The sequence below is a fragment of the Frigoribacterium sp. CFBP 8766 genome (assembly GCF_014841435.1).
Lineage (GTDB): Bacteria > Actinomycetota > Actinomycetes > Actinomycetales > Microbacteriaceae > Frigoribacterium.
The window spans coordinates 149,699-168,178 of record NZ_JACYTX010000004.1 but is presented as its reverse complement, the minus strand read 5'-3'; the positions used below and the strand labels follow the sequence as shown (position 1 = coordinate 168,178).

11 protein-coding genes and 1 pseudogene are annotated in these 18,480 nt (G+C 72.8%); 2 read left to right on the top strand and 10 right to left on the bottom strand.

The genetic code is table 11. The features are described from left to right. From IFT90_RS13550 to IFT90_RS13540, 3 genes and pseudogenes are all read right to left on the bottom strand, one after another. A pseudogene (locus tag IFT90_RS13550) lies at positions 1-381 on the bottom strand (endonuclease/exonuclease/phosphatase family protein); the annotation flags it as partial. A 118-nt stretch (positions 382-499) separates the two neighbouring features. Continuing rightward, a complete protein-coding gene (locus IFT90_RS13545) occupies positions 500-3,688 on the bottom strand; it encodes a S8 family peptidase (protein WP_192042738.1) in 3,189 nt (1,062 codons plus the stop codon). A gap of 275 nt (positions 3,689-3,963) precedes the next feature. Continuing rightward, positions 3,964-5,115 (bottom strand): LuxR C-terminal-related transcriptional regulator, encoded by a 1,152-nt coding sequence (locus IFT90_RS13540; protein ID WP_192042737.1) that lies wholly within the window; start codon positions 5,113-5,115, stop codon positions 3,964-3,966. 151 nt (positions 5,116-5,266) lie between these two features. Here IFT90_RS13540 and IFT90_RS13535 point away from each other — a divergent pair, with 151 nt between their 5' ends. Further along, positions 5,267-6,574 (top strand): hypothetical protein, encoded by a 1,308-nt coding sequence (locus tag IFT90_RS13535; protein ID WP_192042736.1) that lies wholly within the window; start codon positions 5,267-5,269, stop codon positions 6,572-6,574. A gap of 168 nt (positions 6,575-6,742) precedes the next feature. Then, positions 6,743-8,653: an alkaline phosphatase gene (gene phoA, locus IFT90_RS13530; protein ID WP_371740942.1), complete on the top strand. Its 1,911-nt coding sequence runs from the start codon at positions 6,743-6,745 to the stop codon at positions 8,651-8,653. 439 nt (positions 8,654-9,092) lie between these two features. Here the strand turns inward: phoA and IFT90_RS13525 are convergent, their stop codons facing one another. From IFT90_RS13525 to mmsA, 7 genes are all read right to left on the bottom strand, one after another. Beyond that, positions 9,093-10,100, bottom strand: a complete 1,008-nt coding sequence (locus IFT90_RS13525) for an LLM class flavin-dependent oxidoreductase (protein ID WP_192042735.1) — start codon at positions 10,098-10,100, stop codon at positions 9,093-9,095. A gap of 123 nt (positions 10,101-10,223) precedes the next feature. Then, a complete protein-coding gene (araA, locus tag IFT90_RS13520; protein ID WP_192042734.1) occupies positions 10,224-11,777 on the bottom strand; it encodes an L-arabinose isomerase in 1,554 nt (517 codons plus the stop codon). Then, positions 11,774-12,484, bottom strand: coding sequence for an L-ribulose-5-phosphate 4-epimerase (locus tag IFT90_RS13515; protein ID WP_371740943.1), 711 nt, complete (start codon positions 12,482-12,484; stop codon positions 11,774-11,776). The genes araA and IFT90_RS13515 overlap by 4 nt, the downstream gene beginning before the upstream one ends. After that, complete coding sequence (gene araB / locus IFT90_RS13510; RefSeq protein WP_192042733.1) at positions 12,481-14,250, bottom strand: ribulokinase; 1,770 nt, start codon at positions 14,248-14,250, stop codon at positions 12,481-12,483. Before araB ends, IFT90_RS13515 begins: the two co-directional genes overlap by 4 nt. Before the next feature lie 178 nt (positions 14,251-14,428). Next, complete coding sequence (locus tag IFT90_RS13505) at positions 14,429-15,418, bottom strand: LacI family DNA-binding transcriptional regulator (protein WP_192042732.1); 990 nt, start codon at positions 15,416-15,418, stop codon at positions 14,429-14,431. Between the two features lie 236 nt (positions 15,419-15,654). Then, positions 15,655-16,923 (bottom strand): multiple monosaccharide ABC transporter permease, encoded by a 1,269-nt coding sequence (mmsB, locus tag IFT90_RS13500; protein ID WP_192042731.1) that lies wholly within the window; start codon positions 16,921-16,923, stop codon positions 15,655-15,657. Further along, a complete protein-coding gene (gene mmsA / locus IFT90_RS13495; RefSeq protein WP_192042730.1) occupies positions 16,910-18,460 on the bottom strand; it encodes a multiple monosaccharide ABC transporter ATP-binding protein in 1,551 nt (516 codons plus the stop codon). Before mmsA ends, mmsB begins: the two co-directional genes overlap by 14 nt. Positions 18,461-18,480 lie beyond the last annotated feature (20 nt).

Below are 18,480 nucleotides of genomic sequence, written 5' to 3'. Positions count from 1 at the left end.
GGTGAGCGGTGCGGCGTGGAACGACCCGATAAGCACGTCCGCGCCCGAGATGCGGTCGTGCAGGTGCATCGCCAGCAGGCGCTCGTGCGCGGGCGACATGACGCGGTCGTGCATGCTCTTCTTCAGCGCGTAGACGTTCGTGCCCAGCAGCTCGAAGCGGGAGCGGCGGTAGTACGCCGCGAGCCCGAGCCGGTTGTTCCGGGTCGACGCGGCGAGCGAGAACTCGCCGAACTCGTCGGGGATGTCCTTCGTGTCGGCCTCCTGCAGGCAGAGCACGTCGGCGTGGTGGTCCTCTGCGAGGGCCCGGATCTCGCCCTTGGCGGTGTGCTCGCGCAGGTTGTAGCTCACCACGCGCATGGTGTTGCCGTTCTGTCCAGTCACGAGTGACGAACCTAGTCCCTTCGTGTTTCCCGGAGGCGCAGGGTGCGCTCAGGGGCCATCCGGCGCGTCGTCCGGCGCGTNCGCAGCGGCGTCAGCCCGCTGTGGCGTCAGCCTCGGCTCAGCGCCAGGGCAGCCCCGGGAACCAGTGGTGGAACAGGTCGCCGATGGCGCCCCAGATCCAGCCGATCAGGCCGGGCAGGTCGAAGCCGCCGTGGCCGGGGCCGCCGTGGCCGGGCCCGCCGGGCTCCCCCGGGCCGGGGCCCGGGTCGACCGGCGTCTCGGGCTCCTCGCCGGTCGTGACGGTGAGGTAGCTCGCCGTGCCCGTGTCGCCGTAGACGACGCGGCCGAGGTAGCTGCTCTCGTACGCGAGGTCGGACCAGGAGGCGGTGACCGTCGTGGTCTCGCCGAGCCCGGCCTCGAGCACGGCCGGGTCGACGACGAGGCCGCCCTGAGCCGCGGCCGGGTCGAGCAGGTACGACGTCAGCGTCCAGCCGAGGTCGCCCGCGCCCGAGTAGAAGTCGACGAGCAGCACGTACTGGCCTGCCGCCGGCGTCTCCACGTCGAGCTGCTCGTCGGCCGAGCCGGTGGCCGCGGCCCCGACCAGCTCGTCGGGCTGGCCCGACGCGTCGGCCGTGTACAGCAGCAGGTCGAGGTCGGCCGTGTCCTCGGCCGAGTCGAGCACGAAGCGCGCGTGCGTCGTGCCCTCGGCGACCGTGAGCGGCACCTGGGCGGCGTCGGCGCCGGCGGTGCCGGAGCCCGTCGCGACCTGGCCGAGGGCGAGGCCCTCGGCGGCGAGCGGCAGCGACAGGGCGTCGCCGGCGGTCACGTCGACCGTCGCCTCGCCCGTCACGCCCTCGCCCGCGAACTCCGCGGCGACGTCCAGCTGGACGGGCCGCACCGCGAGCGGGCTGCGCGCGTCCCGGGTGCCGTCGGTCCACGTCAGGTAGCCGGTGGCGAACTCGTCGAGCGCGGCCGTGGTGCGGGTGAAGGTGACCGTGTAGTCCTGAGTCTCGCCTGCCTCCCCGAAGGTCAGCGTCGAGGGCGAGACCTCGGCCGTGACGCCGGCCATGGTGACCGGCTCGGCCGTCCAGGTGCCGGGGCTCGTCGCCGTGACCGACCGGGTGACCGTCGTCGTGCCCGCGAGCGAGCCGACGCTGATCGAGGGGAGGTTCAGCGACGAGTCGGTGCCCTCGATCGTGTCGATCGAGTCGACGTACGCCTGCCAGTCGGCCGTCCCGCTGCGGTAGAGCAGGCCCGGGTCGAGGAAGGCCGTGGGGTCGACGTGGCCGGCGCCCTGGGCGAAGACGTCCTGGGTCGGGGCGCCGTCGGCTCCGACGAGGTCGTAGGCGGTGGTCATCATCGCCGACTTCACCTCGGCCGGGGTCCAGTCGGGGTGCACGGTGCGCGACAGGTAGAGCGCCGCGAGGCCCGCGACGTGCGGCGACGACATCGACGTGCCCGAGAGGAACTCGAAGCTGCCGGGCTCGCCCGCGGCGTTGGCGCCGTCGGCGAGGATCGCGACGCCGGGCGCGGAGATGTCGGGCTTCAGCAGGTTGCCGCCGTCCGCCGTCACCGGACCGCGCGACGAGAAGCCGGCGATCTGGGGCGTGGCGGGCTCGGGCAGGCCGGCGGGGTTGCCGTCGACGAGGGTGACCGTCGCGCCCTCCGTGGCCGCGTAGGCGTGCAGGGCGTCGTAGGACGCCGCGTCGACGTGGACCGTGGGGACGACGTGCTCGTCGAGGTCGACCGAGCTGGGCGCGGGGTTCACGAGCAGCATCCCGACGCCGCCGATGCGCTCGACCTCGGCGCTCTTGGCCGTGCGGTCGTAGACGCCGCGGTCGCAGAGCACGATCGCGCCGGAGGCGGCGGCCGCGTCGGCGTCGAGCGAGTCGGGACGGCAGAGGGCCGCGTCGGCCGCCGTCGCCCCGTCGACCGCGAGGGTCGCCGCGTCGACGAGGGGGCCGCTGACGCCCTCGGCGCCGGTCGGCACCGTGATCGAGCCGCCGAGGTACGAGGCGCCGTCGCCGGTCAGGGCCGTGGCCGCGTAGCTCGGGACCGTGCTCGCGGCGACGGTGGTGATCCAGGGCGCCGCGTTGTCCGCGGTCGTCGGGGTGGGGCCGTCGTTGCCGGCCGAGGCCGCGACGAAGACGCCCGCCGAGGCCGCACCGAGGAACGCCTGGTCGGTGGCCGAGAAGGTGCTCGTCGCGCCGCCTCCGCCGATCGAGTAGTTGATGACGTCGACGCCGTCGGTCACCGCGGCCTCGATGGCCGCGACGAGGTCGAGCGTGGCGCAGCCGTCGTCGTCTGTGGCGACCCGGTCGGGGCCGTCCCAGCAGACCTTGTAGGCCGCGATCTTCGCGGCCGGGGCCACCCCGGAGATGGTGCCGAAGTCGCGGTCGCCGATGGTCACCTCGACGTCGGCGTTGCCCGCCGCGGTCGAGGCCGTGTGCGAGCCGTGGCCGTTGCCGTCACGGGGCGAGAGGTACTCGCCCTGTTCCTCCGTGCCGATGTTGTCGACGCCGAAGCCGTCGACGAAGTAGCGCGCGCCGACCAGCTTCGTGTTGCAGTCGGAGGCGGTGAACTGGACGCCCGTCTGGCAGACGCCGGTGAAGGTGCCGCCGTCGCCCTTGTCGTAGACGATCGAGTCGCCCTCGAGGTGCGGCTCGGCGCTGTCCTGCTCGCCGAGCGAGTCGCCCGCGAACGAGGCGTTGCCCGCGGCGATGCCCGAGTCGATGATCCCGACCACGACGCCGTCGCCCGCGGCGTCACGGCCGCCGATCTCGTCCCACACGCCGCCGTTCCCCTCGGCGTCGCCGAGCCCGAGGAACTCGGTCGAGGGCGTCGCCTGGAGCTTCAGCAGCTCGTTCTTCGACACGGCCGCGACCGACGGGTCGGCGGCGAGCGCCCGCGCCTGGTCGGCGCTGAGGTCGGCGGCGAACGCGTTCGTCGTCACCGAGAAGTGCGCGTCGACCGTGGCGCCGACCGCCCCGGCCACGTCGGCCTGGGTCTGCTCGAGGTGCTCGGACCACTCCTGCACCCGCGCGGCCGACGCGTCGAGGCGCGCGCCCTCGGGCGCGGCCGTGGCGGCGAAGCCGGCCTTGCCGCCCTCGTAGGTCGCGGCCGCGGGCTCGCGCAGCGTGACGATGTACGACCCGCTCGCGAACTGGGAGTCGCCGACCACGGCGGGACCGTCGGCCGCCAGGGCCGAGGTGGCCGGCAGCGCGACGACGCCGGCGGCGACGAGTCCTGAGATGAGCAGAGCGGAGAGTGGAGCCTTCGGCCGTCGTCGGCCGGACGATGTGATCACAGGGTGCCTTCCGGGTGCCGCACCCGGTCGGGCACGATCGATCCGTAAGAATTACCTGAGAATGCGACGCCCCTCAACCGGGGGCCATGGCCGAACCCGGCCACTGTCCTCGACCGGCCACGGAATTTACACGGACGCAGCCGAACGGGGTACGCCCGGTCCCCCACGATGCCCACTGGACAAGGCCGCCCGCCGACCCGCGCCTCCTCGACGGGGTACGGGCCGAGGAAACGCGGAGCGGCCGGTCAGCGCGCGTCAGCCGAGGGGGGCGTACGTCAGACCCAGCCGCGCCGTGCCGCCTCGACGCCCGCGTGGAAGCGGTTGCTCGCGCCGAGCTCGTCGAAGAGGTCGTGCAGGCGCCGGCGCAGGGTGCGGGGCGAGATCCCGAGCTGGCGGGCGATGACGTCGTCGGTGGCGCCGGCGGCCACGAACGCGAGCAGGTCGCGCTCGTCGACGGTCGGGGCGCGGAGGCCGGTCGCCGGGTCGGGCGGGCCGTCGGCGGACACACGGCCGGCCCCGGCTCCGAGCACGTCGGAGGGGACGCCGGGGCCCGAGCCCTGCGTGGCCGCCGCGAGCCGGGCCGCGACCTCGGACCAGTCGACGACGGCGCCGGTCCCCTCGCCCGCGGCGCCGGCCGTCTCGGCCAGGGCGGGCACGGGGACGGCCGTCCGCCAGCGCGACTCGAACAGGTCGCAGAGGGCGGCGATCAGCGCGGGCGACTCCGTGAGGAGGGCCTCGGGGGCGGCCGTCGGGTCGTCGAGCGGCCCGACCGACACGAGCGCGACCTGGCGGTCGGCGATCGCGAGCTTGACCGGCAGGTCGTGGGTGACCCGCGCCTCCTCGCCGTCCGCCCCGAGGCGGTGGACGCCCTGCAGGCTTCCGTCGACCGTGAAGCTCGCGACCGTGTAGATCGCACGCCAGTGCACGCCGCGGTTGAGCGCACCGCGCTCGACGGACTCGTTCGTGGCGACCACGTACGGCGGTCGGTCGAACGCGAGGAACTCGCCCCTCGCCCGGTGCTGCAGCCGGGAGTACCAGTCGCCCACCGCCGCGTGGCCGGTCAGCACCGTCGTCGTGCCCGACGGGTCGGCCACCCGGCGGCCGTCGTCGAAGAGGGCCCCCAGGCCCGAGACCGCGGTACGGGCGTCGGCGAGCTGCTCGTCGTGGGCGGCGACGAGGGCGGACACCGCGACGCGGGGGTCGACGGCCCCGTAGCCGGGGGCCTGTCGGCCGTGGCCCTCGGCGGTGCGGTGCACGAGGCCGATGTTGCGCAGCTGCTCGAGGGCGGTGACGACGACGGCGTCGTCCAGCTCGCGGGCGGAGGCGATGGCGGCGACGTCGACGGTGTCGCCGCAGGTGAGCACGAACTCGTAGACCGCGGCGGTGACCGGGTCGATGCCGAGCGCGGCGAGGGAGGGCAGGGTCATCTGGCCATCGTGCCCTGCCGGGGCGCCCCGTGGCGACCCGGCAGGCCCGGCTGGCCCGACTGGCCCCTGGGCGACCCCGGCGTGCCCCGGAGCCGCCCCGCCGCCCGTCGCAGGGTAACGTCGTCCGGATGACCAGCTTCGGGGACGCTCCGTGAGCGACGGGGCGACCACCGCCTCCTCGCTGCGCCCCGACGTCCGCTGGCGCCGGTCGCCGGACCTCGCGTCGTGGCTGCCCGCCCGCTGGTCGACGGTGCTGACCGTCTACCTGGTGTCGCGCGTCTTCTCCCTGGTGCTGCTCGCCGTGGTCTGGGAGGCCGCGCGCCTCGCCGGCGTCGAGTTCCGCACGCCGGGCGCCGAGCTCTCGCTGCTCGACTTCACCACGTCGTGGGACGCCGACCGCTACCGGACGATCGCCCTCCAGGGCTACCCGACGGTGCTGCCGACCGACGCGGCGGGGAACGTGCTGCCGAACGAGTGGGCGTTCCTGCCGGTGTTCCCGACGCTCTGCCACCTGCTGATGGTGGCGACGGGCATGCCGTTCAGCGGCGCCGCCCTGCTGCTGTCGACGGCCTTCGGGGCTGGAGCCGCGCTCGTCCTCTACCGGCTCGTCGACCGGGCCGTCGGGCACCGCGGCGCGATCTGGGCCGTGCTGCTGCTCTGCTTCGGGCCTCTGGGGTTCCTGTTCTCCGTCGGGTACGCGGAGGGGCTGATGCTGTTCCTCCTGTTCGGGGGCGTGCTCGCGATGCAGCAGCGTCGGTACGGGCTCGTGCTGGCGTGCGGCGTGGTGGCGGCGTTCACGCGGCCGGGAGCGCTGGCACTGGCACTGGCGCTGGCCGTGCACCTGGTGGTGCGCTGGCGGACGGAGCGGGATGCGGGCCCGTCGTCAGGCACCGGGCCTGCCGCCGGGGCGTCGTCGGCGTCGTCGCTGAGGCTTCGGCCGTGGCCGTGGCAGGTGCTGCCCCGGCGCGACCTCGTGCAGATCGTGACGGCGGGAGCGGCCGTCGCCGCGGCCGGGCTCGCCTGGCCCGTCGTCGCGCACCTCGCCACCGGGCAGCACGACGCCTACCTGCAGACGGAGATGGCGTGGTGGGTCGACTACGTCGGCCGCCCGGCCTTCGTGCCGCTGACGCCGTGGTTCCTGCTCGCCGGCCGGTGGCTCGGCATCGCAGGCATCGCCCTCGTCGTCGCGCTGCTCGTGCTCGCCGCCGTGTGGTTCACCCGCCGGTCGACGTTGCGCCTCGGCCACGAGACCGTCGCGTTCACGGCAAGCTTCGCGCTCTACCTCGTGGCGGTGTTCCTGCCGCAGCAGAGCCTGTTCCGGCTGCTGCTGCCGCTGACGCCGCTGCTCGGCGCGCCGGCCGTCTCCGAGCGGCCCGTCGTCCGCCGGACGCTGCTCGTCGGCGGGATCGGGCTGCAGCCGGTCGCGGTCGTGCTGCTCTGGCTGTACGTCGCGCCGTAGCTGCAGCGTGGTCACGCCGTAGCCGCAGTCGTCTCACGTGCCCTGTCCGGGGGTGTTCACCTGCCGCACCGCGTCCGTTCACCGGGCGGACACGACCGCGGGTTCTGCTGGGCACGGACGTGCAGGGAGTGCACGCCCGCCCGCGACCACGATCACTGGAGCAGACACGTGACCCCCACGAACACCCGCCGCCGCCGCGCGGCACTGGCCACGGGGGCGGCGGCGACCCTCGCCTCCTTCGCCCTCGTCCTCAGCCCGGCCGTCGCCCTCGCGGCGACTCCGGCCGACGTCGCCGACAACGGCGGGGCCGCCCGCAGCGCCGACGACAGCACGGCCGCCCTGCTCGAGTCGGTGAAGGCCGGACCGGCGAAGAACGTCATCCTGCTGATCGGCGACGGCATGGGCGACAGCGAGATCACGTCGGCCCGCAACTACGCCTACGGCGCCGGCGGGACCCTGCCCGGCATCGACGCCCTCCCCCTCACGGGCCAGTACACGACCTACTCGCTCGGCAAGGACGGCAAGCCCGACTACGTGCCCGACTCCGCCGCGACCGGCTCGGCCTGGGCCACCGGCACGAAGACCTACGACAACGCGATCTCGGTCGACATCGCGGGCACCCCGCAGGACACGCTCGTCGAGATCGCCAAGGCCAACGGCCTCAAGACCGGCAACGTCTCGACCGCCGAGCTGCAGGACGCGACCCCGGCCGTGCAGGCGGCCCACGTCGCGGCACGCAGCTGCTACGGCCCCGACACGGTCGCGGCATGTGGCAAGGACGCGCTCGACCAGGGCGGCCTCGGCTCGATCAGCGAGCAGATCATCGGCACCCGCGCCGACCTCACCCTCGGCGGAGGCGCGGCGTCGTTCCGCCAGACGGCGCGCGCCGGGCAGTGGACCGGCCAGACCCTCGACGCCCAGGCGACCGACCGCGGCTACCAGCGGATCACCGACCAGGCCGGCCTCGACGCCCTGACGGCCGCCGACCAGACCGCTCCGGTGCTCGGCACCTTCGCGGACGGCAACTTCCCCACGCGCTTCGCCTCGACGACCGCGACCGTGGGAGGCGCCGACCTCGCACCGCAGACCTGCCAGCCGAACCCGGCACGGCTCAGCACCGACCTGTCGCTCGCCTCGCTGACCGAGAAGTCGATCGACCTGCTCGACGGCGACGACGGCTTCTTCCTGCAGGTCGAGGGCGCCTCCATCGACAAGCGCGACCACAGCGCCGACGCGTGCGGCCAGATCGGCGAGGTGCTCGACCTCGACGAGGCGGTCCGCTCGGCCCTCGACTTCGCCGAGGCCGACGGCGAGACGCTCGTCATCGTCACGGCCGACCACGCCCACACCAGCCAGATCGTCGACTCGACTCCCCCGGCCACGCTCAGCACCGCGCTGACCACCGTCGACGGCAGCACCATGAAGATCGCCTACGGCACCGCCGCGGCGGGCGGGTCGCAGCAGCACACCGGCACGCAGCTGCGCGTCGCCGGCTACGGCCCCGGAGCCGCGAACGTCGTCGGCCTGATCGACCAGACCGACAACTTCTTCACCATCGCGAACGCGCTGCAGCTCGACCGCGACCTGGTCTCGCTGAGCGCCGACGCGACGATCGCCGCGCCGACGCAGGTCGCGCCGGGCGCCACGTTCGACGTGGTCGTCTCGGGCCTCGACGGCGACCGCCAGGCGTCGGGCACCTTCGACGGGGCCAGCCTCGGCACGGTCGACGTGATCGACGGAGTCGCGACGTTCACCGTGACGGCACCGGCCACGCTGGGCGACCGGACGGTCACGGTCACGGGCGTGCAGACGCGCACCGTGCGGAGCGCCGCGGTCTCGGTCGTGGCCGACCCCGTCGCCTCGCCGTCGCCCTCCGCTCCCGCCACCGGCGGGGCCGGCGGCACCGGCACCGGCGTCGGCGGCTCGGGCTCCGGCACGGCCGCGGGCTCCGGCCCGCTCGCCTTCACCGGCTCGGACGCGCTCCCCGCCCTCGTGCTCGCGCTGCTGCTCGCGGGCGCCGGCACGGTGCTCGTGGCACGTCGGCGACGCCGCACCCTGATCGACCACTCGGGGCTGTAGCCCCGGCGGGAGATCGACGGGAGGCGCGGGTCCGACAGGGCCCGCGCCTCCTGCACGTCCCGGTCCCTGCGGAGAACCGCGTCGACCCGTCCGGTCGACGGATCAGGTCACGTCGTCGCGGCCCCGGCTCCGCGCCCTCCGGCCGCGCCGCCCGCGACGTCGTCTCCTGACTCCTCGACACGACGCGGGCCGACCGGCTGCGTCGAGGACTCAGGCGACGGCGGTCGACCACAGTCGCGACGCCGTCCGGCGGGACCGCGGACGACGTCGTCTCCTGGCTCCTCGACACGACGCGGCCCGACCGGCTGCGTCGAGGACTCAGGCGACGGCGGTCGACCACAGTCGCGACGCCTTCCGGCGGGAGCGCGGACGACGTCGTCTCCTGAACGCCCGACGTCCGGTGACATCGGGGCCGGCGGGCAGGTCGGCCAGCCGGGGCCTACGCGGCGACGCGGGCGTGCGCGTCGGCCAGCAGCTCGACCGAGCGCAGGCGGGCCGACGTGGCGAGGGACGAGTGCGCGACGATGACCTCGTCCGCGTCGGCGCTGCGGGCGAACTCGGCGACGTAGTCCGCCACCTCCTCGCCCGTGCCGACGCCGGTGAAGGTCGTCATGCTGGCGACGTGCGCCCCGACGGGCGTGCGGAGCAGGTGGTCGAGCTCGTCGTCGCCGAAGGTCCGGTCGACCGTGATCTGCCCGCTCTGGCGCAGCAGCATGAGCAGGCGGGCGCGCTTCACATCGGCGAGCTGCCGGTGAGCCTCGTCCGAGTCGTCGGAGGCGATGGCGTTGACGCCGGCGATCACGTACGGGGCGTCGAGCTGGGTCGACGGCTGGAACTCGCGGCGGTAGATCGCCACGGCGTCGTGCAGCATGTCCGGCGCGAAGTGCGACGCGAACGCGAACGGCAGGCCGAGCGCGGCGGCGAGCTGCGCCCCGAAGGTCGACGAGCCGAGGATGTACAGCGGCACGTTCGTCCCGGCGCCGGGAGTGGCGCTGACACCGGGGATGCGCGACTGCCCGGCGAGGAAGGCCTGCAGCTCGACGACGTCCTGCGGGAACCGCTCGGACGACGCCGGGTCGCGGCGCAGCGCCCGGAACGTCTGCTGGTCGCTGCCGGGAGCGCGGCCGAGGCCGAGGTCGATGCGCCCCGGGTGCAGGGTCTCGAGGGTGCCGAACTGCTCGGCGATGGTCAGCGGCGAGTGGTTCGGCAGCATCACGCCGCCCGAGCCGAGCCGGATCGTCGACGTCTGGCTCGCCACGTGGGCGATCAGCACCGACGTCGCGCTCGACGCGATCGTCGCCATGTTGTGGTGCTCCGCGTACCAGACGCGTCGGTACCCGCTCTTCTCGGCCTGCTGCGCGAGGGCGACGGACGCCGCGAAGCTGTCGCGCGCCGTCTCTCCGGGTGCGATGGGGGCGAGGTCCAGGATCGAGAGGGGAACGGTCATGCCGACTGCAACCACGGAGGCGCGGGTGGTGTTCCCACGGGTGCTGCGCAGACGAACGAGGAGGCGGCCCGCGCCGTCCCTCGGGACCGCACGGACCGCCTCCTCGGCTGGCTCTCCCGGCTGCTACAGGCCGCGTGCCAGACGGTGGTACGCGGCGTTCCAACGCACCTCGCGCGTGAACTCGCGCATGGTGGTGTGCTCGTCGATGATCAGCAGCTCGGTCTCGAGGATGCGCGCCAGGTCCTCGAAGGCCTCGAGTCCGACGGACGTCGACATCACGGTGTGGTGGGCGGCGCCGGCCGTGAGCCAGGCCTCGGCCGAGACGGCGAACGACGGGCGGGGCTCCCAGACGGCACGGCCGACGGGCAGGTTCGGCAGGTCGGCGTCGGGCGCGACCACGTCGACGACGTTGACCGTGAGGCGGAAGCGGTCGCGCACGTCGCTCATCGCGACGACGACGGCCTCGCCGGGGTCGGCCGTGAAGACGAGTCGGACCGGGTCGTCCTTGCCGCCGATGCCGAGCTCGTGCACCTCGAGGGAGGCGCGGGCCGAGCTCAGCGACGGGCTCACCTCGAGCATGTGCGCGCCGAGGATCTTCTCGGCGCCGGGCACGAGGTGGTAGGTGTAGTCCTCCATCAAGGAGGCGCCCCCCGGCAGGCCGGCGCCCATCACGGCAGCGGCGCGCACCAGCACCGAGGTCTTCCAGTCGCCCTCGGCGCCGAAGCCGTAGCCCTCGGCCATCAGGCGCTGCACGGCGAGGCCGGGGAGCTGCTTCAGCGCCCCCAGGTCCTCGAAGTTGGTCGTGAAGGCGCCGAAGCCGCCCGCCTCGAGGAACGAGCGCAGCCCGATCTCGATCGCGGCGCCGTCGCGCAGCGACTGGTGGCGCTCGCCCCCGGCACGCAGCTCGGGGACGACGTCGTACTCGCGCTCGTACAGGGCGACGAGGTCGTCGACCGCGGACTCGGGGGCCGCGGCCACCGCCTCCGCCAGCTCGTTGACGCCCCAGGTGTTGACCTGCACGCCGAAGGCGAGCTCGGCCTCGGTCTTGTCGCCCTCGGTGACGGCGACGAAGCGCATGTTGTCGCCGAAGCGGGCGAGCTTCAGCGAGCGCATGGCGGCGGCGCCGGCAGCGGCACGCATCCAGGTGCCGACCTGCTGCTGCACGCGAGGGTCGCTGACGTGGCCGACGACGGTCTTGCGCGGGGCGCCGAGGCGGGTCTGGACGTAGCCGAACTCGCGGTCGCCGTGCGCGGCCTGGTTCAGGTTCATGAAGTCGAAGTCGATCTCGGCCCAGGGCAGCTCGACGTTCGCCTGCGTGTGCAGGTGCAGCAGGGGCTTGCGGAGGGCGTCGATGCCGCCGATCCACATCTTGGCGGGGCTGAACGTGTGCATCCAGGCGGTGACGCCGATCACGGAGTCGTCGAGGTTCGCCTCGAGCATGGTGCGCTTGATCGTCTCGGCGTCGGTGAGGACGGGCTTCCAGACCAGCTCGACGGGCACGCCCGAGGCTTCGGCGAGCTCGTCGGCGATGGCCTTCGACTGCTCGGCGACCTGGCGGAGCGTCTCCTCGCCGTAGAGGCCCTGGCTGCCGGTGAGGAACCAGACCTGCTTCGAGGCGAGGAAGGCCTCGGGGTCGACGACGTGGGAGGGGGTGGTGCTGGTGGTGTCGATGCTCATGCGAGTGCTCCTGAGGGCTTCTGGCCGTAGACGTTCTGGTAGCGGTCGAAAAGAGCGTCGATGCTCTCGGCCGGGATGGGGATCGGCTCGCCGAGCTGGCGGCTGAGGTGGATCGTGCGGGCGACGTCCTCGGTCATGACGGCGGCCTTGACGGCGTCGCGGGCGTCCTTCCCGATCGTGAAGACGCCGTGGTTCTGCATCAGGACGGCGCGGCTGCGGTGGCCGTCCAGCGTGCCGACGACGCCCTCGCCGATCGACTCGTCGCCGATGATCGCGAAGGGGCCGATCGGGATCTCGCCGCCGAACTCGTCGGCCATCGCGGTGATCACGCACGGGATCGACTCGCCGCGGGCGGCCCAGGCCGTGGCGTAGGTGGAGTGCGTGTGCACGACTCCCCCGACCTTCGGCATGTGGCGGTAGACGTAGGCGTGCGCCGCGGTGTCGCTCGACGGGCTGCGCTCGCTGCCGGGGCTGCCCTCGACGACGGTGCCGTCGAGGTGGCAGAGGATCTGGTTCTCGGGCGTCAGCTCGTCGTAGTCGACGCCGCTCGGCTTGATCACGAACAGGTTCGTGCCGGGCACGCGCTGCGAGACGTTGCCGCCCGTCCAGACCACGAGGCCGTACCGGGTCAGCTCGGCGTGCAGGTCGCAGACGGCGCGACGCGTCTCGTCGATGGCGGTCTCGGTGGCGCGGTCGATGAAGCTCACGCGGTCACCTCCGCGGCGGTGCCGACGGTGTCGGCGGCGGCCGAGCCGCCGGAGGCGGCGGGCGCCTCGGGCTCGGCGACCGGTGCGCGCGAGCCGCCCCGCGCCTCCCTGCTGATCGCCCTGAGGCGGTGCATCACGTCGTTGCCGCCGCGTCCGAACCAGTCGTGCAGCAGCAGGTACTCGGCGTAGAGCGCGTCGTACGCGTCGGCGGCGGCGGGGTCGGGCGTGTAGGAGGCGCGGTCCAGGCTGCCCATCGCGTCGCTGGCCACGCGGGTGTCCGGGTAGGCACCTGCGGCGACGGCGGCGTGGATCGCGGAGCCGAGCGCGGGGCCCTGCTCGCTGCGGATCGTGGAGATCGGCATGCGGAGGACGTCGCTGTAGGTCTGCATGAGATGGCGGTTCTTGAGCAGGCCGCCGGCGGCGATGAACTCGGTGACGGGGACGCCGGAGTCGTTGAAGGCCTCGACGATGCGTCGCGTGCCGAACGCCGTGGCCTCGAGCAGCGCCCGGTAGCCGTCCTCGGGGGCGGTGCCGAGCGTCTGGCCGACGATCACGCCGCTCAGCTCGTGGTCGACGAGCACCGAGCGGTTGCCGCTGTGCCAGTCGAGCGCGACGAGGCCGTGGGCGCCGACGGGCTGCTCGTAGGCGAGGTCGGTCAGGTACTGGTGCACGCTGGTGCCGGCCGCCTCCGCCGCGTCGACCGACGACTGCGGCACCTGGTTGCGGACGTACCAGGCGAAGATGTCGCCGACGCCGGACTGACCGGCCTCGTAGCCGTAGAAGCCCTCCGTGATGCCGCCGTCGACGACGCCGCACATGCCGGGGACCTCGGCCAGCTCGGCGCCGTTCATGACGTGGCAGGTGCTCGTGCCCATGATGGCGACCATCTGGCCGGGCTGCGTGGCCTTGGCGGCGGGGGCCGTGACGTGGGCGTCGACGTTGCCGACGGCGACGGCGATGCCCTCGGGCAGGCCGGTCCAGCCGGCCGCCTCCGCGGTCAGCGTGCCGGCGGCGTCGCCGAGGGCGCCGATCTCGTGCACGACCTTCGTCTCGGCGAAGTCGGCGAAGTCGGGGTTGAGCGCGGCGAGGAACTCGCGGCTCGGGTACTCGCCGTCCTGCAGGATGCCCTTGTAGCCGGCCGTGCAGGCGTTGCGGACGTAGCGGCCGCTGAGCTGCCAGATGATCCAGTCGGCCGCCTCGACCCAGTGCTCGGTCGCGGCGTAGATCTCCGGGTCCTCCTCGAGCAGCTGGAGCCCCTTGGCGAACTCCCACTCGCTCGAGATGAGCCCGCCGTAGCGCGGCAGCCACGACTCGCCGCGCTCGCGGGCGAGCTCGTTGATGCGGTCGGCCTGGCCCTGGGCGGCGTGGTGACGCCACAGCTTGACGTAGGCGTGCGGCCGGTCGGCGAACTGCTCGAGCTCGTTGAGGGGCGTGCCGTCGGCCGTCGTGGGGACCATCGTGCAGGCGGTGAAGTCGGTGCCGATGCCGATGACGGAGGCCGGGTCGATGCCGGACTCGGCCAGGGCTCGGGGCACGGCCTGCTTGAGCACGTCGACGTAGTCGCTCGGCACCTGCAGCGCCCAGTCGGCGGGCAGTCGCGCCCCGCCGACGGGCAGGGTGCGGTCGACCACGGCGTGCGAGTACTCGTGGGTGGCGGTGCCGAGCTCGGCCCCGTCGGACACGCGGACGACGACCGCCCGTCCGCTCAGCGTGCCGAAGTCGACGCCGACGACGTGTGCGTCGGGCGCGGCGGTGGTGTCTGCCATGGAACGTCCTTGTCCTGGTGGTGCGAGCCCCGGAGGGGCGGGTCTGGTGGGGGGCCCACGCGAAAGTGAGCGCTCACATTCTCACACGCCGCGGGTGGTGCGTGCAACGCGGAGGTGGCCCCGGAGAGGAGCCGCGGAGGCGAGCTCGACGCCGGCCCAGGGACGGCTCAGCGCGGGCTCAGCGCCGGGGCGACGCCGTCGAGCGCCGGACGACCAGCTCGGGCAGCACGGCGTCGACGGTCTCGTCGTCGCCCGCGAGCACGGCCTCGACCGTGTCCATGATGCGGCGGCCGAGCGCCTCGAAGTCCTGCCGGACGGTCGTGAGCGGAGGAAGGAAGTGGGCCGCCTCCGGCACGTCGTCGAAGCCGACGATGCTCACGTCGCGCGGCACCTCGAGGCCGGCGTCGCAGAACGCGTGCACGGCGCCCAGTGCCATCTGGTCGTTGGCGCAGAACACCGCGGTGACGTCACCGCGCTCGGCGAGCTCGAGGCCCAGCCTGTGCCCGGAGGCGGGCGTCCAGTCGCCCCGCAGCAACGGCCCCGCGTCGAGGCCGAGCCGCTCGCACGCGTCGCGCCAGCCGCGCTCGCGGTCGCGCCCGTCCATCCAGGCCTCCGGCCCCGCCACGTGGGCGACGGAACGGTGGCCGAGCGAGGAGAGGTGCTCGACGGCGAGCTCGGCGCCGGCGGCCTGGTCGATCGACACGGCGTGGTGGCCGTCCTCGGCGACGCTGTCGGCGGTGACCAGGGGCACCGCCACCCGGGAGGAGCGCAGCACGTCGAGAGCCTCGGCGTCCGGCGCGATCAGCACGATGGCGGCCACCGCCTGGCCGACGAACGCGTCGACGGCCTGCTGGACGGCCCGGGCGTCGTCGCCGTCGAGGGTGGCCATCGACACCTGGTAGCCGGCGCGGCGAGCGGCGCCGTTGAACCCGTGCATCGTGCTCGACGGGCCGTAGAACGGGAACCCGGTGCTGATCAGGCCGATCGAGCGGGTCTTGCGGCTGGCGAGGGCCCGCGCCGTCAGGCTCGGCCGGTAGCTCAGCTTCTCGACGGCCGCGTCGACCTTCGCCTTCGTCGCCGGGCGCACGGTGGGGTCGCCGTTGACGACGCGCGACACCGTCTGGTGCGAGACGCCGGCCTCGGCCGCGACGTCGAAGAGGGTTGCCACTGTCTGATCCTAAAGGTCGTTCGGTTTGTGCCCCGGGGCGGTGGGCCGGCCCCGGTGCCAGCCGCCCGGGCCGGGCCAGGCCGGCGCCGTCGAGGACTCAGGTGCGGGCGTCGGCTCTGCCCAGGTACGACGGAGGCGCGGTCCCCCCTGGGCCGCGCCTCCTGATCCGTCGACCGACCGACCGGTCGACGAGTCTCGCCGAGCTGAGCTGGTGCTCGCTCGTTCGTTCGCTGCTGCTACTTGGTGCTCGAGCCGGCGCGACGCTTGTTGAAGACGTCGAACGCGACCGCGGCGAGGAGCACGAGCCCCTTGATGAGGGACTGGTACTCGCTGCCGACGCCGAGGATCGACATGCCGTTGTTCAGGATGCCGATGATCAGGCCTCCGACGATGGCGCCGGTGACCGTGCCGATGCCGCCCGTGACCGCCGCGCCGCCGATGAAGACGGCTGCGATGGCGTCGAGCTCGAACCCGTTGCCGGCGCTGCCGCTGGCGAGGTTCAGCTGGCCGGTGAAGACCAGGCCGGCGAGGGCGGAGATGACGCCCATGTTGACGAACAGCAGGAACGTGACGCGCTTCGTCTTGATGCCCGACAGCTCGGCGGCGTGCAGGTTGCCGCCGATGGCGTAGACGTGGCGGCCGAAGACCGAGTTCTTCATGACCGTCGAGTACACGACCACGAGCACGGCGAGGACGACGAGGACGATCGGGGTGCCCGAGTAGCTGGCGAGGAGGAACCCGATGTACATGACGAGGCCGACGGTGAAGACCATCTTCGTGACGAACCACAGGAACGGCTCGTCCTCGAGCTGGTACTTGCGACGCGTGGCACGGCCACGGAGGCCGGTGCCGATCAGGGCCACGGCGGCGATCGCGCCGAGCACGAGCGTCAGCGGCTCGTAGCCGGTCGACCCGAACGTCGGGAGGAACCCGGAGCCGATGTCGCGGAAGCCCTGGGGGAACGGCGAGATCTGCTGCGTCTGCAGGGCGATCTGCGCCGCGCCGCGGAAGGCGAGCATGCCCGCCAGGGTGACGATGAAGGCCGGGATGCCGAAGTAGGCGATCCAGAACCCCTGCCAGGCGCCGACCAGGCCGCCGAGCACGAGGCAGAGGACGACCGCGACGGGCCAGGGCAGGCCCCACTGCGTGATCATGACGCCGGCCATGGCACCCGTGAAGGCGACGATGGAGCCGACCGAGAGGTCGATGTGGCCGGCGATGATGACCATCACCATGCCGATGGCGAGGATCAGGATGTAGCTGTTCTGCACCACCAGGTTCGACACGTTGATCGGCGCCAGCGTGATGCCGTTCGTCGTGATCTGGAAGAACAGCACGATGACGATCAGCGCGATGAAGAGGCCGATCTGGCGCAGCTGGCCTCCGAGGTACGAGACCGCCCCGACGAGGGGGTTGCCGCCGGAGCCGCTCTGCGGCTGACGGGAGGTGGGCGACCCGCCCGTGGGCTTCGGGTCGGTGGCCTGGGTGGGGCTAGGCGCGCTCATTGACGGGGCTCTCTCGTTCGAGGGTCATGTACTTCAGGAGGAACTCGGGGGTCGCCTCGGCGACGGGCACGTCGGCCGTGATGCGCCCCTCCGAGAGGGTGTAGATGCGGTCGCAGATGCCGAGCAGCTCGGGCAGCTCGCTCGAGATGACGATCACGCCCTTGCCGGCGTCCGCGAGCTGGTTGATGATCGTGTAGATCTCGTACTTGGCGCCGACGTCGATGCCGCGGGTGGGCTCGTCGAGGATCAGCACGTCGGGGTCGGTGTACATCCACTTCGACAGCACGACCTTCTGCTGGTTGCCGCCGGAGAGCTTGCCCGTCAGGGCGGCCACGTTCGGCGCCTTGATGTTCATGCTCTTGCGGTAGCCCTCGGCGACCGTGCTCTCTTCCGAGCTGTTCACGAAGCCGGCCTTCGCCAGCTTGCGGAGGGCCGAGCCCGAGACGTTGCGCGTGATGTCGTCGATCAGGTTGAGGCCGTACTTCTTGCGGTCCTCGGTCGCGTAGGCGATGCCGGCGTCGATGGCCTTGCTCACCGTGCTCGTGTCGATCTTCTGGCCCCGCTTGTAGACGGTGCCCGAGATGCCCGTGCCGTAGCTCTTGCCGAAGACGCTCATCGCGAGCTCGGTGCGCCCGGCGCCCATCAGGCCCGCGATGCCGACGATCTCGCCGGCCGCCACGGTGAGGTTCGCCTGGTGGATGATCTCGCGGCTCGCGTCGAGCGGGTGGTGGACGGTCCAGTCCTCGATGCGGAGCAGCTCCTCGCCGATCGTCGACTCGTGCGACGGGTAGCGGCTCTCGAGGTCGCGGCCGACCATGCCCTTGATGATCCGGTCCTCGGTGACCTCGCCCGCGTGCATGTCGAGGGTCTCGATCGTCTTGCCGTCACGGATGATGGTGACCTTGTCGGCGATCGACTTGATCTCGTTCAGCTTGTGGCTGATGATGATCGACGTGATGCCCTGCCCCTGCAGGCTCTTGATCAGGTCGAGCAGGTGGGCGGAGTCGTCGTCGTTCAGGGCGGCGGTCGGCTCGTCGAGGATGAGCAGCTTCACGCGCTTCGACAGCGCCTTCGCGATCTCGACCAGCTGCTGCTTGCCGACGCCGATGTCGGTCACCTTCGTGACGGGGTTGTCGCGCAGGCCGACGCGGGCCAGGAGGCCGGCGGCGTCGAGGTTCGTCTTGTTCCAGTCGATGAAGCCGCCCTTGGACTGCTCGTTGCCGAGGAAGATGTTCTCGGCGATCGACAGGAACGGGCTGAGCGCCAGTTCTTGGTGGATGATCACGACGCCCGCGGCCTCGGAGTCGTTGATGTTCTTGAAGTCGACGGGCTGGCCGTCGAGCAGGATCTGGCCGTCGAACGAGCCCGACGGGTAGACCCCCGACAGCACCTTCATCAGCGTCGACTTGCCGGCGCCGTTCTCGCCGCAGATCGCGTGGACCTGGCCGCGCTCGACCTCCAGCGTGACGTCCTGCAGGGCCTTGACGCCGGGGAACGTCTTCGTGATGTCGCGCATCTCGAGGATCGTGTTCGCCACGTGTTCCTTCTTTCGTGCAT